The sequence below is a fragment of the Acetobacter senegalensis genome (assembly GCF_001499615.1).
GTDB lineage: Bacteria > Pseudomonadota > Alphaproteobacteria > Acetobacterales > Acetobacteraceae > Acetobacter > Acetobacter senegalensis.
This window is the reverse complement of the sequence record NZ_LN606600.1, coordinates 979,200-1,003,170: the sequence shown is the minus strand read 5'-3', so window position 1 is coordinate 1,003,170 and position 23,971 is coordinate 979,200. Positions and strand designations below refer to the sequence as shown.

General features: G+C 59.8%; 16 protein-coding genes. 4 read left to right on the top strand and 12 right to left on the bottom strand.

Annotated features, from left to right (window positions below; all coding sequences use genetic code 11):
* The first annotated feature begins 78 nt into the window (after positions 1-78).
* Positions 79-1,269: a major royal jelly family protein gene (locus ASN_RS04495; protein WP_231948382.1), complete on the top strand. Its 1,191-nt coding sequence runs from the start codon at positions 79-81 to the stop codon at positions 1,267-1,269.
* A gap of 551 nt (positions 1,270-1,820) precedes the next feature.
* Here ASN_RS04495 and ASN_RS19535 read toward each other — a convergent pair.
* The 7 genes from ASN_RS19535 to ASN_RS04465 form a co-directional block, all read right to left on the bottom strand.
* The gene (locus ASN_RS19535; RefSeq protein ID WP_167541290.1) at positions 1,821-3,527 is read right to left on the bottom strand and encodes a sensor histidine kinase; all 1,707 of its coding nucleotides are present in this window, start codon (positions 3,525-3,527) and stop codon (positions 1,821-1,823) included.
* A gap of 8 nt (positions 3,528-3,535) precedes the next feature.
* Positions 3,536-4,204 (bottom strand): response regulator transcription factor, encoded by a 669-nt coding sequence (locus ASN_RS04485; protein ID WP_058989119.1) that lies wholly within the window; start codon positions 4,202-4,204, stop codon positions 3,536-3,538.
* Positions 4,205-4,265: 61 nt separating this feature from the next.
* Positions 4,266-6,593: a tetratricopeptide repeat protein gene (locus ASN_RS04480; RefSeq protein WP_058987347.1), complete on the bottom strand. Its 2,328-nt coding sequence runs from the start codon at positions 6,591-6,593 to the stop codon at positions 4,266-4,268.
* A 294-nt stretch (positions 6,594-6,887) separates the two neighbouring features.
* Complete coding sequence (locus ASN_RS04475) at positions 6,888-9,995, bottom strand: efflux RND transporter permease subunit (protein ID WP_058987346.1); 3,108 nt, start codon at positions 9,993-9,995, stop codon at positions 6,888-6,890.
* Entirely contained in the window at positions 9,985-11,421 is a 1,437-nt protein-coding gene (locus tag ASN_RS04470; RefSeq protein ID WP_167541289.1) for an efflux RND transporter periplasmic adaptor subunit, read from the bottom strand. Before ASN_RS04470 ends, ASN_RS04475 begins: the two co-directional genes overlap by 11 nt.
* Positions 11,421-11,552 (bottom strand): hypothetical protein, encoded by a 132-nt coding sequence (locus ASN_RS20405; RefSeq protein ID WP_269148868.1) that lies wholly within the window; start codon positions 11,550-11,552, stop codon positions 11,421-11,423. Before ASN_RS20405 ends, ASN_RS04470 begins: the two co-directional genes overlap by 1 nt.
* A complete protein-coding gene (locus ASN_RS04465) occupies positions 11,549-13,147 on the bottom strand; it encodes a TolC family protein (RefSeq protein WP_231948380.1) in 1,599 nt (532 codons plus the stop codon). Before ASN_RS04465 ends, ASN_RS20405 begins: the two co-directional genes overlap by 4 nt.
* Between ASN_RS04465 and ASN_RS04460 the strand changes: the two genes are divergently transcribed.
* Both ASN_RS04460 and ASN_RS04455 read left to right on the top strand, forming a co-directional pair.
* Positions 13,146-15,044, top strand: a complete 1,899-nt coding sequence (locus tag ASN_RS04460) for a carbohydrate porin (protein WP_231948379.1) — start codon at positions 13,146-13,148, stop codon at positions 15,042-15,044. The two genes, ASN_RS04465 and ASN_RS04460, sit on opposite strands and share 2 nt — an antisense overlap.
* 101 nt (positions 15,045-15,145) lie before the next feature.
* Complete coding sequence (locus ASN_RS04455) at positions 15,146-15,457, top strand: DMT family transporter (RefSeq protein ID WP_035379053.1); 312 nt, start codon at positions 15,146-15,148, stop codon at positions 15,455-15,457.
* 103 nt (positions 15,458-15,560) lie between these two features.
* Here ASN_RS04455 and ASN_RS04450 read toward each other — a convergent pair whose 3' ends face one another.
* The 4 genes from ASN_RS04450 to ASN_RS04435 all read right to left on the bottom strand — a co-directional run bounded on the left by ASN_RS04450 (position 15,561) and on the right by ASN_RS04435 (position 17,957).
* Positions 15,561-15,947, bottom strand: coding sequence for an outer membrane protein assembly factor BamE (locus ASN_RS04450; RefSeq protein WP_006559703.1), 387 nt, complete (start codon positions 15,945-15,947; stop codon positions 15,561-15,563).
* A gap of 163 nt (positions 15,948-16,110) precedes the next feature.
* Positions 16,111-16,902 (bottom strand): GIN domain-containing protein, encoded by a 792-nt coding sequence (locus ASN_RS04445; RefSeq protein WP_058987344.1) that lies wholly within the window; start codon positions 16,900-16,902, stop codon positions 16,111-16,113.
* Between the two features lie 27 nt (positions 16,903-16,929).
* Entirely contained in the window at positions 16,930-17,514 is a 585-nt protein-coding gene (locus ASN_RS04440) for a DUF1700 domain-containing protein (RefSeq protein WP_006559701.1), read from the bottom strand.
* Complete coding sequence (locus ASN_RS04435; RefSeq protein WP_006559700.1) at positions 17,511-17,957, bottom strand: PadR family transcriptional regulator; 447 nt, start codon at positions 17,955-17,957, stop codon at positions 17,511-17,513. The genes ASN_RS04440 and ASN_RS04435 overlap by 4 nt, the downstream gene beginning before the upstream one ends.
* Before the next feature lie 354 nt (positions 17,958-18,311).
* Here ASN_RS04435 and ASN_RS04430 point away from each other — a divergent pair, with 354 nt between their 5' ends.
* Complete coding sequence (locus ASN_RS04430) at positions 18,312-22,343, top strand: non-ribosomal peptide synthetase (RefSeq protein WP_231948488.1); 4,032 nt, start codon at positions 18,312-18,314, stop codon at positions 22,341-22,343.
* A gap of 336 nt (positions 22,344-22,679) precedes the next feature.
* On the opposite strand, the gene ASN_RS04425 is transcribed toward ASN_RS04430, so the two are convergent.
* Entirely contained in the window at positions 22,680-23,942 is a 1,263-nt protein-coding gene (locus ASN_RS04425; protein ID WP_082666573.1) for a glycosyltransferase, read from the bottom strand.
* Positions 23,943-23,971 lie beyond the last annotated feature (29 nt).

Genomic DNA, 23,971 nt, shown 5'->3' with positions numbered 1-23,971 from the left:
TTTTCAGTCCTCCATTGTTCCCGCCAGCCTTGCACCGCTGAGAGGCCACGTCGCCTTCATCAAGAAAGAACGCCAGATATGATGTTGCTTCCCCCACATTCCGCAAACCATGCTCTTGCTCGTAAACGGGTGCGGTCCCGTTCCGCGTGGCGGCTGTGCAGTGCGCTTCTGGGGGCGGTGGCGTTGGGTGCTGTATCTGGCACGGCGCTGGCGGAAGACACCACGGTGCATGGCTGGAACACCACCGGCAACCTGATCGTGGCAGACCGGTTTGCGGATGAACAGGCGTCCGGCATTGCACGCCTGCCAGATGGGCGGATTGTGCTGTCCTTCCCCACCAGCGCGCAGCGGCATAAAGGCCCGGTTCTGGCCACATGGAGACCGGGCCAGCTTGCACCGTTCCCCGGCGCGAAGGCGCAAGGCAAGCTCATTTCCCCGCTAGGCATGACGGTGGATGGCAACGGCCAGCTCTGGCTGCTGGATGAAGGCGTGCGCGCAGGCAGCAAGGCCAAGGCAAAACCCGCCCTGCTGCATATTGACCCCACCACCAACACCATTGTGCGCCGTTATGCGCTGACCGCGCCCGCCGTGCGGGCAGACAGCCACGTGAATGATGTGCGGATTGACCTCACCCACGGCAGCGCAGGTACGGCGTTTATCAGTGATACCTCGCAGACCACTCACCCGGCCCTGATTGTGGTTGATCTGGCCAGCGGGCAGGCGCGGCGTATTCTGGCTGATACGGTTTCCGTCAGCCCCGTGCCCGGTTTTGTGATGGAGGCCGATGGGCGTCTTGGCCGTTTTGATGCAGACCACCCCACTGTGCCGCAGGGCGGGGTGGATGGCGTGGCCCTGAGCACGGATTCCACACGCCTCTACTGGTCTCCGCTGTCCTCCCGCCGCCTCTATAGTGCTCCTACCGCTGTGCTGGCGGACAGCGCGGCCTCGGACGCCACGCTTGAAGGCGCGGTCAAGGATGAAGGTGAAGTGGGCATCATGGATGGCATGGCCACCGCCCCGGATGGCAGCCTGTATATGACAGACATTGAACGCCACGCCATTGTCCGCCGCGCGCCAGATGGCACGCTTTCTCTCGTGGCGCAGGACGCCCGTCTGATCGCGCCAGACAGCATGGCGTTTGATGGCAATTCCATCCTGCTGACGGTGGGCCAATGGGCCCGCCTGCCTGCCTTCCATAATGGCAAGGACATGCAGGAACGTCCCTACATTCTGGTGCGCATTACGCCGCCAGCACCCGAGGCCCAATAACAGCGCCAGATAACGGACGAAAAGGGTGAAGTGAGCCCTCCTTCAGGCAGGTCCGCGCCGTTTTGCGCCTGCCGTCGGAAGGGGGCTCTGATGTTTCCTCATCAAGGCTTCACATCTCCCTTTTTCCAGTCAAAAGTTTTCAGTTTTCAGTTTTCAGTTTTCAGTTTTCAGTTTTCAGTTTTCAGTTTTCAGTTTTCAGTTTTCAGTTTTCAGTTGCCAGTTGCCAGTTGCCAGTTGCCAGTTGCCAGTTGCCAGTTGCCAGTTGCCAGTTGCCACGGCACACGGCACACGGCACACGGCACACGGCACATGGTTCTTGGTTCTTGGTTCTTGGTTCTTGGTTCTTGGTTCTTGGTTCTCGGTCATGGGGCATGGGGCATGGGCTGCGCAGGCAGCTTTCTGACCACGAGACAGTATTCCCACTCACACAGGAATGCCGCCATGCGCTGCAAGAGCGTTCTGTCAGCAGCGTGACGCCTTTTCAGGCGACGTCTCCGCCGCCTTTCTGTCGCTGCTGCCGTTCTGATGAAGGAAAGCTGTGTGGAACTGATCTACGCCGCATCCTGCGGGAAAATCAGTTGCACCATAAAGCCGTCTTTCTGCCCCGGTATGGGGGAGGCAAGCTGCATCGGCACGTTCATATGTCTGGCGATGGTGCGGGCAATGGCCAGCCCAAGCCCGCTGCCTTCGGCCTGAGAGCCGCCCCGCACAAACGGGTCTGTCAGTTTGCTGAGTGTCGCGTCCGGCAAAGCGGGCGAGGCATTCTCTACAGTCAGGATAACAGCGTCTGCCATCTCCGGCTGCTGCCGTAATGCCGCCAAGCCGGAACCCGTCGCGCCCTCAGCCTGCGTGCGAGAGATAATGTCTTTTCCCATAGGTGAGTCCGCCAAAGCGAGACTGACGCGCACGGGGGAATCCGGCGGACTATGGCGCAAGGCGTTCTCCAGCACGTTGCGCAGCAGGATTCCGGTAGCATCCATGTCCCCCCGCACGCTCAGATGGGTGCAGCAGCCGGTTTCCAGCATCAGGCGCGGGTTATCGCTGTTCTGGGGGCGGTCCAGTTCATCCGCCATCACGTGCAACACGGGCAGCAGATCAAACTTGTCCCGCCGAAACCCCGTTCCAGCCACCGCGCGGGAGAGTTGCAGCAGTTTTTCCACAATGCGGCTCAGGCGCTGAATCTGGCTGATCATGGCGTCCAGCCGGTATGTTGCGTCCTCCACGGCGGTTTGCTCTGCTTTTTCGCTTGCAGACAACGCAGTTTGCGGCATCACGCCAGTGCCAGTGCCAGTGCCAGTGCCAGTGCCAGTGCCAGTGCCAGTGCCAGTGCCAGTGCCAGTGCCAGTGCCAGTGCCAGTGCCAGTGCCTGCAGGAGAGAGTGCGTCAGCGGGCAAGGTGGCAGGCGCGATTTGTCCCATTGTGTTCGCAGGCAGGGGAAGCGGGACGGTGCTCGCCTGTCGCGCCAACTGACCACGGAGCATCTGTGCCTGCGCCAGCAGGGCGGCTATGGGGTTGCGCAGTTCATGCGCGGCGTTGCCGGCAAAGGCGCGCTCGGCGGCCAGTGCCTTGTGCAGCCGTTCCAGCAGAAGGTTGACGGCGGCCTGAATGGTGGAAAGCTCCACCGGCAGATCCAGTTGCGGCACGGGGTTGAGGTTGCCGCCGCCTCGTTCCTGAATTTCACCCTGTAGCCGCACCAGCGGGCGCAGGCTGCGGCGCACAATCCACACCACCAGCAGCCAGATGCACGGTATGGCGCCCAGAATGGGCAGAACCGCAATCAGAATGGCGTGGTGCGTGGCCTGTGCCCGGTGCACGCGGGGCTCCCCCACCATAATGAAGCGGTCAGGCTGGGCTGCCGGGGTGACATAGACCCTAAACCGATGCTGCATGAAAAAACCGGCCTGCGGCGGCGTGACAAATCCGCTCTCCGGCGCGTTGGAGGAGCGCAGCAGCACATGGCCCTGCGCATCCGTAATCTGATACGCCAGAGAAGTCGGCATGATGTTGGAAAGATGGGCGACATCATGCCCGCTGCCCTGCTGGTTGAGCACCAGAACGGCAAACTGCAATCGTTCCGCCACTTCCTGAAGGGAGTCATCCAGCCGCTCGGTAATCTCGAATTTTGTAAAAGCCCCGGTCAGAAGCACAACAATGGCAAGGCAGCCAATCACCACACCAATAACGCCACGCACCAGCCGGGTTGAAAGCCGCCACTGGCGCACGGAGGCTGGCGTGGTGGCGGCAGAGGAAGGGGGCATGGCGTGCGTCATGCTGTTTGTGATGGTTCAAGGCAGTAGCCGCGTCCGCGCACGGTGCGGATCAGGTCCGCCCCCAGTTTTTTGCGCACCCGGCTGACAAATACTTCGATGGTGTTGCTGCCCACTTCTTCTTCCAGACTGTACAGCGCATCTTCTATCCGCTCGCGGGAGCAGATGGCCCCCGGCCTGCGGGCCAGCAGTTCCAGCAGGGCCCATTCCCGTGCGGTCAGATCTATGGTCTGGCCAGAGCGGGTCAAGCGTTTGCGGTCCAGATCAATCTCAATGTCTCCCACTGCCAGCCGGTTATCCACCAATGGCCGGTATCGCCGCGCCACGGCGGCAATGCGCGCCACCAGTTCTTCCAGATCATACGGTTTGGCCAGATAATCATCCGCCCCTTCTGAAAGCCCGGCAATCCGCTCACTGATCTGGTCTTCGGCCGTGGTGATCAGAATGGCCATGGGGGAGGGCGTGTTGCGGATTTCGCGCAGCAGGGTGCGGCCGCTGCCGTCTGGCAGGCCCAGATCCAGCAGCAGGCAGTCATACCGTACGGCGGCAAGGGCGGCGCGTGCGTCATCCAGTGTGGTAAACCAGTCCACCGTATGGCCTGCCTGCCGCACGCGCTCCTGCACGGCAGCGCCCAGATGGGGTTCGTCTTCCACAATCAGAATACGCATGGCGATGGTCTCCGTACGGTCCGGGCATATTGTGCCCTGTGTGCCAGCAGGCAAGGCGGCATCAGGGCAGAAAAGGGTGAGGGTGGGTTTCATCCCACGCCTTGATGACCCAAGCCTGTATCTGTGGCTGCGGGCTATACTGAAACGTCTGTATCAGCCTGTCCAATGTGGCGCTTGCCGCGGCAGGTTTGCCCAGCGTTTGTAACAACCGGGCTTTGCGGTAGAGCACCCGCGCCATGGTGCGGGGCACCGGGCTGTCACGCATGGACCAGAAGCGCGTTACCAGTATGTCATATGTCGCCAGAGCCTGCTCCGGCTGTTTCAATGCCTGCTGGGCATCGGCCATATTGTCCAGAACCGAGGCAAGATAGCGGAGGTCTGGAGAGAACCGTACGGGCTGCATTTGGCGCAGAACCTCCTGCCCAAGCGCGACAGAGTCCTGCGGCCTGTGCAGATGGTTGAGCGCATCCATCTTGTTGCTGGCGGCCAGAAGATAATCGGAGCGCGCAAAAGGCTTCTGTGCCTCCCGCTCCATCAGCAGATCAAGAGGCGGTATGACCTTTTCCCATTGCTTTTCTTTTGAATACAAAAAGGATTTTGCAAGCAGAATTTTGTTTGCCGCCACTCTAAGCTCTGGGGTTCCCAGCAAGGCGGGGTCAGCCAGAGCCTGATCATAAACGGCCATGGCGGCATCGTTCCTGTTCTGGTGTGCCAGAATAACGCCCTGCCTGTGCAGGGCAAGATAGGGCAAAATCTGGCTGAACTGGTCAGGCTGCGCCCTGAACGTGGTTATAAAGCTGCCAAACTGCTGAAAGGCATCCGCTTTTCTGTTGCAAAAATAGGAAAGTAACGCTCTGGCATAGAGCATTTGCAGAAAAAGCGTATGGCGCGTTGGCGCGGTATCCTGTTCGCCTTGTGCCAGAAGATCATCAAACAGGGCTTGGGCCATGTTACAGTTATCGGTGCCAGATGCGGTCTCGTAAATATCCTTCAGCGTCCAGAGAAGCGTGACATTGATGCGGGTGGGAAAGCGGTTGTAAAAGGTGCGCAGAAGGTCGATCTTCTGATAAAAAGCCTCGGTGTTTCGGCCAAGTTCCCGCAGGTTTTCCGTTTTTTCATACGCGAAGGAAACCTGCTTTTCTCTATCCTCCGGTGCTTCCCCGTGGGCCATCAGGTCCAAGCCATAATTGAGTAGGTCCAGCGTCCTTTGTGTATGGCCTAGCGCATGTTCAGACCACGCCGCAGCATCCACCGCCGCCAGCCGTGTCTGTTGCACAAATGGCTGGGTGTTCTGCCCCATGGTGCGATCAAAAACGGAGAAAGTCTTTATGGCAGCCTGATATTTCCCGGCATTTCTCAGGAGGGAAATTTTTCGGCCATATGCGTCTGCCACGGCGTTCTGGAGAGCAGGGTCCGGATTGCTGGCAAAAATGGTGATGAGGGTATCAAGAGCAGCCACTGCTTGTTCGGGTTTTTTCTCCAGAACAAGCAGTGAGGCTTTTGTGCCCAGTGCAAAAGCAAGCGTATGCTGTATGGCCAGATCCTGCGTGTGCAGGAAGGTGGTCAGTAGCGTATCAAGCGTGGTCAAAGCCTGCGTGCCTGCCGCCTGTTCCGCCGGAGCATCGGTATGGGCGCGATGCAGCAGGGCAACCTGTCTGGCCAGAAAAACGGCTTTGTAATACAGCGCAATGGCATAACGTTCCTGCGCGGTATCATCCTCGGCAGGGTGCGGGGCGGCAATCACGCGGTCACACGCTGCGCTACCTGCTGCCGTGTTGTTCTGTGCCAGAAAAACGCGCATCTGGCCTTCAAAGGCTTCCACCCACAGGGTCTTTTCCGCCGGGTCTTGCGGAAACGGCACATCAAGCAACTGGCTGAAGAGGCGTTGCGCCTGTTCCATCTGGCCAGTCTGGGTAAGGAGAGATGCCTTGCGCAGCCGTGTGGCCTGCACAATCCGTTCTCCTGCAAGAGACTTTGCCGGTATGGTCGTTTTCAGAATGGCGTCATAACTGGCGAGTGCAGCCTCCGGTGTGCCTGCTTGAGTTTGTCTGCTGGCCAGAAAGGTAAGGGCGCGTAATTTGCACAGAAGCAGATCTTCGTTGGCCGGGTGCACCAGTTTTTGAACAAAGGACGTATAGAAAAAAATCTGGTTATTAGGCGGTAGCTGGTCAGAAATCTGCCGGAGCATGGCCTGACAGCTTTCCGGGTGCTGCCGCGCAAACACCATGATGGCGGCTTCATTCAGCGGATGTCCCGTTGTAAAGTATGGCGCCATCTTCGGCAGGATGACTGTATCATCCGGAACCAGAGAAGCCAGCGCCACCCCCGGCGCACTGATAACCAGACACAACGCTGCGGCAAACAGTTTTTTCAGGCGGGGGCGGGGCATTGATCCGGTGCAGCATGGAAAGAGGAACTGGGCCAACGGAGTATAGAATATTCCGCCTTTCCGTAAAGCTGGTGGCCGCTTATTCCCCTTCCTGCTTCCGGGCTGCATGTGTCGTCTCACCGGTATCTTCACATCGGTTTTCCGCAGCCTTGTCATGTCGTCTTGGCGGCCTTTCGGGTTATCCTATGCCAACGTGGAAGCTTATCTGATACCGCGACAAAAAAGCTTCCATGCTCCGCCCCAGTTTTACGAACTTCTCTTTTGCATAAAACCGGAAACGTATTTGAAGCAACGTCAGACAGTATCGACAGAATATCCTTCTTCCGCTCTCGTTTTCTCTGCCGCAGGACCAAACCGGGCATAAAGCAGAGGCAGCACCAGCAGGGTCAGCATTGTGGAGGAAACCAACCCGCCAATAACCACGCTGGCTAGTGGACGCTCCACCTCCGCTCCGGCGGAGGCAGAAAACGCCATGGGGAAAAAGCCAAGGCTCGCCACAAGGGCGGTGGCCATAACCGGGCGGAAACGTTCATGCGCAGCGGTCAGGGCCGCGCGGGCAGGGCCGACACCCCGGCGGCGAATGGCCTCCGCCGTGCTGATCAGCACCACACCATTCAGCACCGCCACGCCAAACAGCGCAATAAAGCCAATGCCTGCGGAAATACTGAACGGCAGGCCCCGCAGCACCAGCGCAAAAATACCGCCAGAGGCAGCCACGGGCAGGTTGCAGAACACCAGCGCCGCCAAGCGGGCGGAACCAAGGGCCGCCACCAGAAGAATGAAGATCAGCGCCAGAGAAATGGGCACCACCACCGCCAGCCGTCTGGAGGCCGATTCCAGATTTCTGAACTGGCCATTCCATTCAATGGTGTAACCGCGCGGCAGGGGCACAGCACGTTTGACCGTAGCCTGCGCCTCCGCAACAAAGGAGGCTAGGTCCCGCCCGCGCACATTGGCTTCCACCACCATGCGGCGATGAATGGCGTCACGGCTGATGCGCGGTGGTCCGTCCTTTTGCGTGATATCCGCAACCTGTGAGAGCAGAACAGCCCCTTTTCCGTCAGCACGCCGCAACCGTAATGCCTTTATCGCATCCAGTGAACCAGTGGAGGCAGAGGCCAGCCGCACCTGCGTGGCAATCATGGCGCTGCCCTGTGTTACCGGGCGGCCTATATGCCCGCCTATGGCTTCCACCATGTCCAGAATGTCCTGCTCACGCACATTCAGGCGGGCGGCGTTTTCCCGGTTAACAAGGATCTGCACAAACGGAACGCTGCCATCATCCCCGGCCATAACGTCCGCAGCACCCCGGACGCCCTGCATGGCTTTGACAACCTGCCCGCTTAATTGGGAGAGCATGTGCAGATCTTCGCCGTAAATGGAAACGGCAATCTGTGTGCGCACGCCAGAGAGCAGATCATCCATGCGCATCTGCACCGGCTGCGTCCAGGAGTACAGGGCATCTGGCAGGTCATGTTGCAGGCGGCTGTTCATGGCGGTTACCAGCGCGCTCTGGCTCCGGCCAGAAAAATGCTCTTTCAGCAGGATAAAGGTATCAGTCTCGTTCTGGCCCATGGGGTCTGTCGGGATGGCGGCTGTCCCCGTATTGCTGATAATGGTCTCCACTTCCGGAAAGCTTTTTAAAATCCGCTCTTCCTGCTGCACGCTTTCCAATGTGGCAGAAAGGGAGAGGCTGGGCAGGCGCATGGTGTGCACCACCAGCGCGCCTTCTTCCAACTGGGGCACAAATTCGCTGCCCAGATGCCACGCCAGAACAGCGGCCACGCCACAGGTGCCCAGCATGACCCCCGCCACAAGCCGGGGCCTGCGCATGCAGCGGCGCAAAAGGGGTTCATACCGCACCCGCATGCGGCGGATGATCCCCGTTTCTGCGGGCACATGAATGCGGGCCAAAACCAGTGCGCTCAGAAGCGGCACCCATACCAGGCAGTACAGCAGGGAGGCCCCAAGCGCCATGATCACCGTTTGCGCCATGGGGCGGAACATGTGGCCTTCAATATCTTCCAGCGTCAGCACCGGCAGATAGACCATGATGATCACCAGAATGGCAAAGCTGACCGGCCGCACCACCTGCCGGGTGGCGGACACCACAAGATCAGCAAACGGAACATGCCCCTCGCGCTGGCGGCGGCTGAGAATATGTTCCACCACCACAAGCGAGCTATCCACAATCATGCCGAAATCAATAGCGCCCAGACTGAGCAGATTGGCCGAAATGCCAAACAGCCGCATGCCTGTCATGGCGCACAGCAGCGCAAATGGAATGACTGAGGCAATCAGCAGCGCCACCCGCAGGTTGCCCAATACCGCCAGCAGCACAATCACCACCAGCGCTGCCCCCAGAACCAGATTTTCCTTTACGGTGGCAATGGTGCGGTGGGTGAGGGAGGCGCGGCTGTAAAACGGTTCCAGTGTCACCCCGGCGGGCAGGGAGTGGAGAATACCCGGCAGCGCCGCCTTCAGCGCGGCCAGCGTTGCGCCGGAACTCGCGCCGCGTTCCATCATCACAACGCCCGTTACAACCTCGCCTTTTCCATCACGGGTTACAGCGCCCAGCCGGGTGCGGGGCTGCGGGCTGATCTGCCCCAGATCACGCAGGCGGATGGCCGTGCCGCCCACATTGGTCTTGACGGCAATGGCCCCAAAATCATCCAGCGTGCGCAAAAGCCCGCGCCCCACCACAATCTGTTGTTCGGCATGGTGTTCAATCCACCCGCCGCCAGAGGCCGCGTTGCTGCCTTCAACAGCCTTGTACACATCACCCACGGAAAGCCCGTAGGCCAGCAGGCGGGCGGGGTCCAGCGTTACGGCCCATGTTTCCTCCGCACCGCCGCCAATGTTTACATCCACCACGCCGGGCACAAGTTTGATCTGGGGGGCCACCGTCCATGTGAGAATACGGTTGAGGTCCATCAGGGAATAACCCCGGCCTTTCAGTTCAAACTGAAAGATCTCGCCAAGCCCGGTGCTCAGCGGCCCCATGTTCAGGGTTACGTTGGGCACACTCAGCTGTGCGCGTGCCTGCGCCATGCGCTCGCTTACGCGGGTGCGGTCCAGATTGATATCCGTGCTGTCTTCAAACTGCACATACACAACGGATACGCCAGAGCGGGAAACAGAGCGCAGATCCTTGATACCCGGAAGCCCCGCCATGCTGCTTTCCACAGGGAAGGTAATCAGTTTTTCAACTTCTTCCGTCGCAAGGCCGGGGGCGATGGACGTCACCAGAACCTGTTGGGGGGAAATATCCGGCACGGCTTCAACCGGCAGGCCGAGTGTCGCGCCAATGCCGCCGGCCAGAATCAGAAACAGCAGGCTCAGCAGCAGAAAACGGGCTTTTAAAAATGTATGAAACAGGGCTTCCACAGTATCAGTCCGCATCCATGCCAGCCAGAACCACCATGCCTTTCAGGGCAATGCTGCCGTGGGTGACCACCTGATCCCCCGCCTTCAGGCCGGAGCGTATAAGGGCCTGCCCGTTTTCTTCCATGCCAAGCGTTACCAGCGTGGGGCGAAAAGTCCCTTCGGCTGTTTTGACAAAAACCGTGTCCTGACCATCAAGGGTCTGTACGGCCTCGGCCGGGATAACAAGCCCGCTGGCCTGCTGGGTGGTTTGCAGCAGGCTGTTCAGCACCATGCCGGGACGCAGCGTTGTGCCGTTGTTCTGCACACGGCTGAGCACCTGCACCAGCCCGGTTGCGGGGTCTGTCCCGGTATCAATGGTTTCCATGTGGGAGGTCAGGGCAGGCGGGGGTGGCCCGTTGCCCTGCGCGGGCAGAAGGGTCTGCTGCATGCCCCCTGCGGCCAGAAGGGCTGCATCCTGTGGGGCCACATCTGATACAATCCATACATGCTGGGTGTCACTCACCGTTATCAGCACAAGGGCCGGGTCCACATCGGCGGCAATGGCGGTGGTCAGGCTGGTGACAGTGCCATCAAAAGGGGCAATCAGGGTGGAGGTTTCATCCTGCGCGGCATGTTCTTCCGTAGCGGAAGTATATTCTTCCTGAAACCTGTGTTCCAGCACACCAAGTTCCGCCTGCCGTGCCGCCACGTTCTCCCGCGCCAGTTGCAGGGCGGCCAGCCGTCTCTGGGCTTCCCCGGCTGAAACTGTTGTGCCCGCCAGCGCACGGGCGCGGCCATAGGCTTCTCCCGCTTCCTTCTGCGCCGCCAGCGCGGCGGCCAGTGCCGTGCGGGTCTGTGTTTCCTGCAAACGCGCAATATGGAGCGCGTGATTCTGATACTGGAGCAACATTTGCCCCTTGCGCACGGACTGCCCCGGCAACACCGCAATGGAGAGAATTTTGCCCGTGCCTGCTGGATGAATGGCAACCGTATGCGTGGTATCTGGCACTACCCGCGCCATGGCAGGTAGCATATGGGCCAATGTGCCGGGCACTGCGGCCACACAGCGTATCCCCTCATTCCGGACAGCCTCGGCAGAGAGTGTCAGCGGTTTTTGGGCGGCATCTTCCGCCGCAGCGGGTGCGTTGGGCATGGCTTGGCTCCCGCCTGATGCGGTGGGAGCATCTTCAGCATGGGCAGGCACGGGGGCGATAAGCCACACTGTGGCGCATAGGGCGGCGGCCCAAACGGAACGCATCCAGCCTGTTCCGTCTGTTGGGTCTGGCTTTCTTTCCGGCAACACGCTTCCCCGCAGTAGGGTGTTCCGTAAGGAGAGCAGGCGTGCAAGACGCAAGACGCCAACGCGCACGGGTTGAACAACGTCAGGGGTGCGTCCTTCTGACAGTCTGCCCGTTGCTCCGCTTCGGAAAAGTGGAAAAATACCGAGGGGAAAAGCACACATCAGAAAAACCCGTGTCCATGGAAAAAGCGCGGAACCGTGCGGCAGCAGGTTGGCGTTGGCGAAAAGATGAGAACTGGCGTGCCGCACACCGTGCCGAACCGGTTGGGCGTTGTCAGACGGGAATCACTCATGGGGCGGCGGCATCATCAGGCTGCGGCGTGTCCAGAGAAGCGGGAATACGCAGCCCACCGTTGCGCTGGGTGGCGCTGCCCGCAGCATCCGTCACGCCACTTGCGTTTTCCGCACCGTAGAGATCATTTTCACCAGCACCAGCACCAGCACCAGCACCAGCACCAGCAGTTTGAGCGGACCAACCCGCCTGCTGTGGCATGGCACCGCCAATGGTCGAAAGGTGGTGCTGTGTGGCGCTTGCGTATGCCAACCCCGGCAGATCACCCGTGGCAATCAGGGCGCGGACAATGGCGGCGTGCCAGAGAATTTCTGCTCTATTCCGCGCCATGGCGGCGGTATAAGCAGCCTGCCGGGCACGGATGGCGTCATCCAGCGGGGTTTCTTTCAGCCGCCAGGAGCGTTCCAGCAGGGTGGCCCGGTTTTCCAGCGCCTGCGCGGCGGCACGAGCGCTTTTCAGGCCAGCGAGCGTGGCTTGCAGGCGGGCGCGGGCCTGCGCCACTTCCTGCCGCACCATCCGGCGGGCCAGAATATCCTGCCTGTCCGCCGCTGCCTGCCGGTTGCGTGCCGCCGCCAGCAACGGCGCGCTATGCACGGCGCTGGGCAGGGGCATGGTAAAGTTCACGCCCACGCGGTTATCCCACGGGCTGCCGTACTGTTTTTCATGAATACCCCCAATCCCCAGTTCCGGGTTGGGCATGAAGGAGCGGCGGGCAAGCTGCATGGCGGCGCGGGCGGCATCCCGCTCCTTGGTGGCTGCCTGCACGCGGGGGTCATTTTCTTCTACGGCGTTGGTGTTGGCCAGCCGTAGGGCTGCACTTTCCGTTGCGGTGTAGGCCAGAATGTCCGGTATTTCCGGGGTGCCCAGCAGGGCTTCAAGGGCTGCGGCCGCGTTCTGGGCTTCTTCCTGCGCCATGGCGTAATCGGTCCGTGCGGTGTCCCGTGTGGCATCCGCCATCTGCTGGTCTGCCTGCGTCATTTCTCCCAGGCGGGCGGCATGCGCCACATCGGCGCTGATCCGGCTGGCGGCGGTATGGAAGGCGGCGGTGGTGGCCACGCGTTTCTGGGCCAGCAGGGCGGCAGCCGTGGCGTCCAGCAGGCGCACGGCCAGCGCCATATGGGCCACGGAGGCCTGTTTTTCCGCCCCCTCAGCTTCCGCCTGCGCCACGGATCGCGTGGCGCTGCCTTGCCCCGGCAGCCAGAGCGGCACGCTCACTTCCCCCTGATAGGTCGTGTAGCCTTCATTGCTGCCAATAAAATGGTCATCAAAGTAGGAGCCAGACACAATCGGCCCCCCCGCAAACCATGACCCTGCTGCTTTGGCGCGGGATTCCGCCGTTCTGCGGTTTACGGTCAGTTCATTACGGTTGGGGTCCAGCCGCCATGCCAGCGCCAGTGCGGAGGGAAAAGGCAAAGCCCCACCAGCATGTCCGCTCACTTCCGTCAGCGCAGGCTCAGCGTTGGTTGTGTTGAACGCATGTGTGGTATGCGCCTGCCAGCTTGTGTGGGAAGGAGCCTGCGCCCGCCCCTTCTGCAAGGGCACACACACCAGCGGCACGGAGACCATAAGGGCAGAGCAACAGGCAGAAAGCCTCATGTCCGGGTTGAACCTCACTCAGCAGATGCAGCCTTCCCGCCATTGTGGCGGGTTAAGCAACAGGGCAGGCATACCCCGCCAACCTGACAGGAAGCTGAACAGCCCCCGTCCTTCTGCGTTAAGACAGGCAAGGCAAAGTGCAGTAGAGTACCGCCGGGCACAGGCAGCGGTAGGGATAAGAGTGGCGGCAGACAGACATTTCGGGCGTACGGGTAAGGCGGGCTGCAAATCGGTTGTGGGTGTCTGCCTGTTGGGAAGTACGCTGTTTGTCTCGGTCCCACAGGCGCTGGCGCAGCCGGTTGATCCGTCTCAGGTTCAGCTTGATCAGGAATGGCTGGGGGATTCCGGGCCCATGGTGCAGCGCATTGGGCCAGCTTCCACCCGCATGCGCCGCCAGCCCGGCGCGCAGCGTGGTGTGGGTATGGCGCCCGGCAAGGCCACGCACCCGCGTATTGGCCGGGGCAAGCATGCCGTGCCCACGCCGCCGCCCACGCCGCCCGATACGGATAATGATCAGATTACCGACACGGATTCCGATATGGATGATAACCTGCTGGGCCGGATGGGCGGGCTGCGCCCCTGGCTGGCCCGGTATGGTGTCACATTCGATCTGCAGGAAGTGGATGAATTGTGGGGCAACCTGACAGGCGGCGTGCCCGGCGCAGGGCAACGTGGCCCCGGCACCGGCCCATCCTTCAATGGTGTGACCATGCCCACCCTTACGGTTGATCTGGAGAAGATGATCGGCCTGAAGGATGCTGTGTTCAACGTCAGCGCGTTGCAGATCCATGGGCGTTCCATCACGCAGGATCACCTGAACACCTATAATCCCGTAAGCGGCATCGAGGCTGACCGCTCCACCCGTCTGTTTGAACTGTGGTATGAGCAGGCCTTCTGGGATGACACGCTGGATATCAAGATCGGCCAGCAGGATCTGGATACCGAGTTTCTTATCACCACCTATGGCGCATTGTATCTGAACGCCAATTTCAGTTGGCCCATGGGGCCTTCATCCAACCTGTATGCCGGGGGGCCATCCTGGCCTCTGGCCTCGCCCGCCATAAGGCTGCGCTATCGGCCAGCGGAAAACGTGACGCTGATGTTTGCCGCAGCGGATGATAACCCGCCGGGAAACCAGTGGAACTCCTTTACCGTGCAGAATCAGGGGCAGGGCAACATGCATGACGCCACCAGCCAGACCACCAATGATGCCTGCGGCTGCCGCTTCAATATGGATACCGGCGCTTTGCTGATTGGTGAGGTGCAATACGCCCTGAACCCGGAACCGGATGAGGACCACCCCAACCGGAAACGCAGCGGCCACGGCCTGCCCGGTGTGTACAAACTGGGCGGTTATTATGATACCGCCCGCTTTCCCGACTGGCGGCATGATGTGCAGGGTCAGTCTCTGGGCGCAGCCTATGCGCGGGGTGAGGTCACACAGCCGCGCATGGTGCGGGGCAACTGGCTGCTGTACGGCATTGTGGACCAGATGGTCTGGCGCCCTTACCGTAAATCACCCACCTCGCTGGGCGTTTTTGCCCGTGCCACCGGCAATGGGGGAGATCGCAACATGATCAGTTACGCGGTGGATGCCGGGGTGAACCTCAAAGCACCTTTTGCAGGCAGGGAGAATGATACTCTGGGGCTTGGCTGGGGGCTTGGCCGTGCCAGCTCCGGCGCGCGGGCCTATTACCGCGCACTGGGCCAGCATGCGCCCGGAACGGAAAACCATATGGAACTCACCTATCAGGCCGAGGTCCAGCCATGGTTCGTGCTCCAGCCGGATTTCCAGTATGTTTTCAACCCCTCCGGCGGGCTGGAAAGCCAGAAATGGCCGGGCCATAAAGTGGCGGATGAACTGGTGTTCGGCCTGCATTCCCGCATATCGTTCTGAAAAATGCCGGGCGTGTCTGGCGGGTGTCTCAACAGCTCTGTATGGAAGCATAAGGCCGAAGCGAGGGCGCGTGCGTGATTGATAAATCTTACCTGTATCTGATGGGCGCCATTGTGTGCGAGGTGTTTGCCACATCCTGCCTCAAGGCGTGTGATGGCTTTACCCGCTGGGTTCCGGCGGCCCTGAGCATTGCGGGCTATTGCTGCGCCTTTTACCTGCTCTCCCAAACCATGCGGACCATTCCCACCGGGCTGGTTTATGCCATCTGGTCTGGCGTGGGCATTGTGCTGATTTCAGCCATAGGCTTTGTTTTTTTCAAGCAGTCGCTCGATCTGCCCGCCATTATCGGCATCGCTCTGATCATGCTGGGCGTGCTGGTGATCAATCTGTTTTCCAGATCAACACAGATCTGATCACGCCCCCGCCTGCCGTGCGCATCAGGCAGGTTTTTATTCTGGCGGACACAAAAAAAGGGAAGAGGGCAACGCCCCCCTCCCTTTTTTGCTGTCAGGTCTATCAGCCGCCAATACCCTGATGGGTCTGGATCTGTGAATCCGCAAGGGAGTGGTGCCAAACAACCTGATCCGTGAAAATGATGGAAAGTGTCTTGGCTTTCCCATGTGTTCCGGAGGAGAATGCACCGTAATAGGGAATGAAATTGGTGCCGTTCGCGCGGGTTTTGGCAAAAACGTATTTCCAGACTTCGTGCCCGCTATCCGTGAAACTGGTTTCAAGCGGGTCGCCGTACATGGCTTTGACTTCCTGCTTGGTCGTCACGCCGTCCTTAATTTTCTGATCAACCGTCGTGGAAGTTTCGTTCTTGATGGACTCATTGCCAGAAGAAGCGCACGCGGAAAGTAGCAGGAGTGCGGAAAGGCAACCTGCAACAGGAAACATCTTCATTTTAGAAGCAAAATCCTTACGAAAAAGTAATACATTACGCTTATTATAAAAAATGTCTTTTTTGTAAAGATATTATTTTCTGGATGTTAACTGCGCCAAACGGCCTTCTCTCAGGCCCGCAGGAGGCGTGTGCTGTTACGCCCTCCTGCGGGTGTCATTCCCCTCAGAAAGAGAGGTCTTCCTCGCTCTGTTCTGGGGTTTTATCGGCAGGGTGAGCCGGCTTGGACTGAAGCAGGGCGTCCGGCGGCCCTTTGGGCATGGACACGGTGCCAACGCCATCGATCTGCTTGCTGAAGGACATCGGCACCTTTGTCAGCTTGACCGAGCCTGCGCCGTCGATGGTGATTTTCGCCAGTCCGGTCGCGCCGCCCTTGACGGAACCAGCCCCGTCCATGGCCACGTCGAGGTTGGTAATGTCCATATCCGCCAGATTGACGGAGGCCGCGCCATCAATGGTCAGCTTTACATTTTCTGCCCGGCCATGGGCTTTAACACTGGCCGCACCGTTGATGATCAGATCAAGCGTTTTCTGATCATACCCCTGCCAGTCCACGGAGCCAAAACCATTGAGTGTCAGTTTGGTCAGATCTGGCGCGGTGATGGTCAGCCTCACCTTGGCGTCACGCAATCTGTAGTGATGGTTGGGGGTGTTCTCATCCGTATCCAGCGTGCTGCCGTTCAGCACGATATGGTTGACCATATGTTCAGACCCGCTGAGGGTAATCCCGGCTTTGGGGCCCTGCTGGATGATGATGCTGGCAGGCAGATTGATGGTCAGTTCAGGCCCGCCCTTCCACGCAAGCGTGCGGGAGGTCTGCGGGCCGGTGGGCGCAGTGTCCGCCCATTCAATATCAGAGAAGGAAAAGCTTGTCGGCCCGCGGGAGGCGGCAACGCCAAAGCAGAGTGCTGAAACAACGGCTCCGCCAACGGCAATCATGGTAAGGCCACGGATCATGGGAGACTGTCCTTGGAAAAGGGGGTGTCAGGCAGTGTAGGTGGGGGCAATCAGGCGGTAATGGGCGCGGCCATAGCCCACCAGCAGATTGACAATGCCAATGGTCAGCAACACGCAGAACGCCACAACAGACGCGCCCCCCGTGGCCAGCCCAAGGCTGAGCAGAACGCCCTGTAACCAGTCCGCGTTAGGAAAGGGGTTCACATCGACCAAGGAAAAAGGCAGCAGCAGGCTACCAGCCAGGCACACGGCGGCCCCCGCAATGACAAACGCAAACACGCAGGAACCAACAGCCAGCAGAACCGGCAGCACCACCAGCAGATCAAGGGCTGCAAGCCCCATAATGCCCAGAATAGCCCCCAGCGCGTTGCTCAGGCTGCGTTCATCTTCCCACCGGCGCACGCCCGCTTCCGCCCGTAATTCCCGCGCAAGGCGGGCGGGGTCTCCAAGGCGGCTGGCAATATCGGCTTCCGTGCGGCCTGCGGCGCGTCCGGCTTCAAAATGGGCTTCATAATCAGCAACAGTTTCTTCAATCACGGAGCGCGGCAGGCCTTTCAGCCCGGCCCGTAGCTGGTCAAGGAACAACTGTTTGCTTGTGGGTGCCTTTATCATGGCTGGGTGTTCCTGAATGGTTTCTGTACGGTAAGGGGGCTGTGCCCGGTTGTGTCTGTTGTGGTGGCTGCTGCGTTCCGGGTGCCGGTCCTGTCCTTTGCGTGCGGTGGGGTGTCCCCTTTGGCAACAGGGGCCAGAATGGTGGAAACAGCCTGTGTAAACGTCACCCATGCCGTGCGCTGGGCCTCCAGACTGCGGCGGCCGGTTTCTGTCAAAGTGTAATATTTACGCGGTGGACCGGAAGACGATTCAACAAAATATGTTGAAACAAGACCATCTTTCTGCATGCGCCGCATCAGGGGGTAAATGGTGCCTTCCCCCATGTCTATGGCGTCTGAAAGGCGGCTGGCAATGTCATAGCCGTAAGAGTCCGTGCGTGAGAGCAGGGCCAGCACGCACAGTTCCAATACGCCTTTCTTGAATTGAACAAGGTTGGGTTCCACGGCTTTTCCTGTCAGGCGCCGCGCGTCTGGCGAGCGTGCGACTCTTATTGAGTGTCCAGCAACAGGTACTGAATACACACCAGAACCATGCAATGCAAGGTAGCTGTTTTTAAATTTACACTAAATGGAATCATTAACAAAATATGAATGAAACAAGGGAAAACCCTTTGAAAATTAAGAATTTTCTTACAAAATGACCCCCCGCTGAAAAACTTTTCCATTCTGGGCAAGAAAAGATTTTTCTCCCCAAAAAGGGGTGATACGCAGGTCCTATGACTGCCAGGCAAAGAGAGAAGAGGGCGATCCCGGCCCGTATCTTTGCGTTTTGATACAGGGAGCCTGTCATTGCAGACCGTGCCAGAAACCCGCTTGCCTCTGACAACAGCCCAGCGCGGCGTATGGATGGGAACCTTGCTGCGCACGCAGGGCGGCACGTTCAACATTGCGGAAGCAGTGGAAATTCTTGGCCCCGTTGATCCCGCCCTGTTCCGTGCCGCTCTTGTTCAGGTAGCGGGGGAGGCGGAAACCACGCGGGTAAGCATCCGCATGGGGGCGGATGGCCCCTATCAGGTCATTCTGCCCACACTGCGCTGCCCCTTGCCGTTTGTGGATTTCTCCACCCGGCCAGATGCCGCAGCGCAGGCACAACACTGGATGATGGCGCGCATCAGTCAGCCGGTTGATCTGGCGGAAGATCCGTTATGGACCTGTGCGCTGATCAAGCTTTCTGCTGACAGTTTCATCTGGTTTCATTGTTGTCACCATATCGCGCTTGATGGTTTTTCCGGTGGCCTGATTGTGGCGCGCGTGGCCGAACTGTACAATGCCATGGTGGAAGGGCGCGAACCCGCACCCTGCACGTTCCTGCCCCTTGAACGGCTTGTTGCGCAGGAAGCTGCTTATCGCACCAGCCCCCGGCGCGAGAAAGATCACGCTTACTGGCAACACCAGCTTGCCGCCCCGCCCGAGGCAGTCACACTGGCCTCTCCTCTGCCGCCCAGTGTGCCGGAAGCACCTTTGCAGCGGCTGGGGTTTGTGGAACGCAATGTGCTTGTGCCGCCCGCCATGGTGGGCCAGATGCAGGGGCTGGCACAGCAGGCTGGCGTTACGCTGCCGCAAATGCTCACGGCCCTGCTGAGCACCTACATCTTCCGCATGACAGGGCAGGAAGACCTTACGCTCGGCATGCCCGTTACCGGCCGCACAGACCGGGAGATGCGGCGTGTGCCCGGCATGGCGGCAAACGCCGTGGTGTTGCGTTTTGCCATGGCGTACACTCTGGGTTTTTCAGAAATCCTGCTTCAGGCGCGTCGCGCCCTGCACGGGGCACTCCGGCATCAGGCTTTCCGGTACGAGGATCTGCGGCGCGTTCTGGGGTTTCATGATACACAGCAGCATCTCTCACGCATCGGCATTAATATAGAGCCGTTTGATTACCATCTCTCCTTTGGTGGCAGCCCGGCACGCAACCGGAACCTGAGCAATGGGGTGATGGAAGATCTGACATTTTTTGTATTTGACCGTCAGGACGGGCAGGGGTTGGCGCTGTGCCTTTACGCCAACCCGACCCTGTATGATGGCCCGGCGCTGGAGCGCCATCTGCGCCACGTGATGCGTTTGATAAAGGCCATTCTGGCAGATCCTGCCCAGCCCATCGGCGCTTATCCGCTTCTTGACGCTGCCGAAGGCAAGGCTTTTCTGGCGGATGAAACCGCAACGGCCTGCAACTGGGGCCCACGCGCTCTTGTGGCTGATCTGGCGCGGCATGCCGCCTACGCCCCCACGGCAACGGCGGTGACGGATGGGCGAGGCCCTGTGTCCTACGCGGCACTTCTCCATGCAGCGCAAGGTCTGGCGGAGCATCTGATGGCGTGCGGCATCGGTCCCGGGGATGTTGTCGGCCTGATGCTGCCCAGAGACAGACGGCAGGTGATCGGCATGTTGGCCACCATGGCCACCGGGGCGGCGTGGCTCTCGCTGGACAGATGCGGCCCGCGTGAGCGCAATGCCGCCATTATCGCCAATGCCCGGCCCGCCCTGTTTCTGACAGAAGACACCTTGCCAACTGGCCTGCCAGATGGTTCGGCCGTTCTGGGGCTTGCGGAAGATGGCACGCCCGCAACAGTGTTTTCCAACCCGGATGCCCAGCGTGCGCCAGTGGTGCCGCAGGGTACGGCCTATGTCATCTATACTTCCGGCACCACCGGCACACCCAAAGGCGTGGTCGTGCCATGGTCCGCCCTGACCAACCTTTTGTGCACCATGCAGGATAAACTGGCGTTGGGCGCACAGGAATGCTGGTTATCCGTTACGTCTGTCACTTTTGATATTTCCATTCTGGAACTGCTGTTGCCGCTTCAGGCCGGTGCGCATCTGGTGCTTGCCAGACGTGAAACCGTGACAGACCCCACCCTGCTGTCCGCCATCGTGCAACACTACGGTGTCACCCTCATGCAGGCCACGCCAACCTTGTGGCAGATGCTGGTGGGGGCCGGGCAGGGCCGGTGTCTGGCGCAGGTTCGCGTGCTTTCTGGCGGGGAGCCCCTGCCAGTACCCCTAGCGCGGACGCTTCAGAAACATGCCCGCGCTGTCTATAATGTTTATGGCCCGACCGAGACCACAATCTGGTCCACCTTCCATGCCGTCATTGCGGAAGATGGTTCACGCGGCCAGCCCATCCCGGCGGGGCGGCCATTGGCCAATACTCAATGTTATGTTCTGGACCCCGCAGGTGGCCTGCTGCCCGTGGGTACACCGGGGCAACTGGCTATTGCGGGCGCTGGCGTTGCCACGGGCTATCTGGACCGCCCAGATCTGACACAGGCGGTTTTCCGGCCAGACCCATTCAGCAAAATACCGCATGCGCGCCTGTATCTTACCGGAGATCGCGCCGTCCGGCAGCCTGATGGTACCATCACCGTTCTTGGCCGCACGGATGCGCAGATCAAGATAAAAGGCGTGCGGGCAGAACCGGCGGAAATTGAAGCCGCATTGCTTACTCTGCCCGGCATTGTACAGGCCGCGGTGCGGGTGTGGCCAAAGGCGCAGGGGCCGGTGCTGGTGGCGTATCTGGTGCCTGCTGCTGCCGCACAGGCGGAGACCATCACGCCAGAGGAAGAAGCGCAGAATTTTGCGTTGTTCCGCACCCATTTGCAGGGGCTTCTGCCAGCCCAGATGGTGCCCTCCCGCTTTGTGGTGCTGGCTGCCCTGCCGCTGACGGCATCGGGCAAACTGAATAGAAAAATGCTGCCAGAGCCGGAGGACGCCGAGCACACCCCCCAGTATGAAAGCCCGCAAACAGCGCAGGAGCAGCTTTTGTTTGCCCTGTGGTCTGATATTCTGGAGAGAAAAGATTTTGGCATAAACGAGAATTTTTTCGATCTTGGCGGAGACAGCCTCGCTGCCGTGCAGGTTGCCACAGCCCTGACTGAACAGGGTTATGAACTCCCCGTCGCCTCCCTGTTTGGTGCGCCCACCATCGCCCGGCTGGCCCCGCTCTTGCAGCACCAGCATGCCGTGCCAGATATGTTTGAGGAAACGGTTGTGCCCCTGCGCGCCAAGGGCACGGGCCAGCCAATTTTCTGTTTTCCGCCCATTCTGGGGGTGTCTCTCGGTTTTACGGCGCTACTGCCGCATCTTCCGGTAGAACGGCCTGTTTATGGTTTGCAGGATATTGGGCTGCTACACGGCCCTCAGCGACCCCAGACCATTCAGCAACTGGCAGAACTCTATCTGGAGCAGATCCGTGCGCTTCAGCCGCATGGGCCGTACAGTTTTGTCGGCTGGTCCATGGGCGGGTTGGTGGCCCATGCTGTGGCGGCCCGTCTGATGGCGGAAGGTGAGCCTCTTTCCGCACTGGTCATGCTGGATACATACCCGATGCATGATCCGGCAGCGCTGGAGGCTGGTCAGGATCTGGCCCGGATGGATGATACGTGGCTGGTGAAAAACGCTATTGCCATGCTGGGGATCGATTTTTCTGAAAATATACCAGAAACACTGGATGATCTGGCTGATCGGATTGTAGAGATCATGCTGCCGGAAGCACAGGATTTTGTGCAGGATGAAGCCGCCTTTTCAACCCTTTTGCAAACCATACGGCAGGGTGTCAGCCATAATCTGGAAATGATGCGGAACTGGCAACCGCAGCGCGTGCAGGCAGACCTGCTCTTTCTGCGCGCCACACAGCGGGGCACGGAAGATGTGGGGGATAACCCTGCTTTCTGGCAGAATTACATAACGGGCAAGCTGATGGTAACAGATATCAACTGCACCCATATGGAAATGCTGGACCCAGAAAATGCACCCGTTATTGCAGACCGGTTTATGGCATTTGAGCGCAGGAAACCTGACAGACTCAAAGGCTGCCTGAACAGCCAGCAGTAGAAAAACAGCGGGGCAGCGGAGCGACGCCTGAGGGCAGAAGCAGGTCACAGGACGATATGACCTGTTCTCTCAAACACTGTGCAGATCAATCAGGTATTTCTTTTTACGCTTGAAAGCGTTGCCTTTTCGCCCCTTCCTATCGCACCCGCACCCGCACCCGCACCCGCACCCGCACCCGCACCCGCACCTGCACAGCATCGCATCAGCGGCGACGGGCCGTTTTGTCTGTCATGGAATATCCGGCCAGCCTCATACGTCCACAGTGCTAAAACAGGCTTTTCAGAAGAAGCCTGCCTCTTTTCAGCGTGTGACTACGCGGCTGGAAATCTTGGGCGTTCAAGCTTGTCTGTGCAGAAGCCCCCAGCGTTCAAGTTGTGTTATGGCGTTTGTCACGCCATCTTCCGCCCGGACCAAGCTGCCCAGCCGGTCCGCATTGGCCACCATATGCGGGGATGTCGCCTGAAGCATGGCATCGCCCAGTGTCTGTGCGGTTAAGGTGCGCAGGCTCTGTGTGGGTGTGGCAACACCAATGCGGTGCAACTGCCAACCCCAGAAATACTGGTCTCCCACAAAGGGCACCGGCACGGTGGGTATCCCGGCGCGCACGGCAGCAGCAGCGGTGCCCGCGCCACAATGGTGCACCGCCAGCCGCATTTTTGAAAAAAGCCATTCATGCGGCACATGATCCACCACATGAATGCGCGCGGAACTGGGCAGAAACTGCCCAAGCTTGGACCACCCACTTCCCACAACGGCACGCAGGCCCGCACGCTGCACGGCTGCCTGCACTGTGGCGGCCAGTGCTTCGGCTTCTCCGCTCACCATGCTGCCAAAGCCGATATAGGCTGGCTTGTCTCCCGCCTGCAAAAAGTGGGCCAGATCAGCATCCGGTGTGTAGTCCGCATTTTTTGCAGACACAAAATAGCCCGGCATGGCAATGCGTGCGGGCCATTCCGGCTGGCGGGGCACCACATGCTGGCTGAACCCAAACAGAATATGGCCGCCTGTTGCCTTGGGGTTATGCCACGGCCCCTTTAAAGGATAGGGCGGTAAATCCAGCGCGCGGCGCATGCGGTTTGCCGTGTCCCGCATCAGCAGCCATGCTGTCTGGCGCAGGGTGCGATGGAGCGCAAAATTGACAGATGCAGGCAACGGGCGGGGTCTGAACCATACGGGCGGCAGCGCATGGCTGGCTTCAAGCGGTTGCAACTGGGTCTGCACAAACGGCACCTGCAACCGCTCTGCCAGACTGGCTGCCAATAACGAGACATTGCCAGACCCGATCAGCAATGTTGCGCCTTCTGCCGCTTTCAGCCCCTGTGCGGGCCAGTCCTGCGCCATGCGGCGTGTTTCCGCCACCACCACGCGGGCCGCCGCCATGCCGCTGCGGCCATCCAGCGCCTGCGGGTTGTGGCGCATCATTCCGGCAAAATCAGCGGTTAGAGGAGAAAATTCCAGTCCGGCTCTGGTAATGGCGGTTTCAAAACCGGGGTCTGCCGCCAGTCTTACTGCGTGCCCTCGGGCCAGAAGCCCTTCACCAAGGGCAATGTGGGGGCGCACATCCCCTTCCGTGCCAACGGTCATGATAACAATTGTCATATGTCTGCGTTGCACCTGGTTGTTATGGT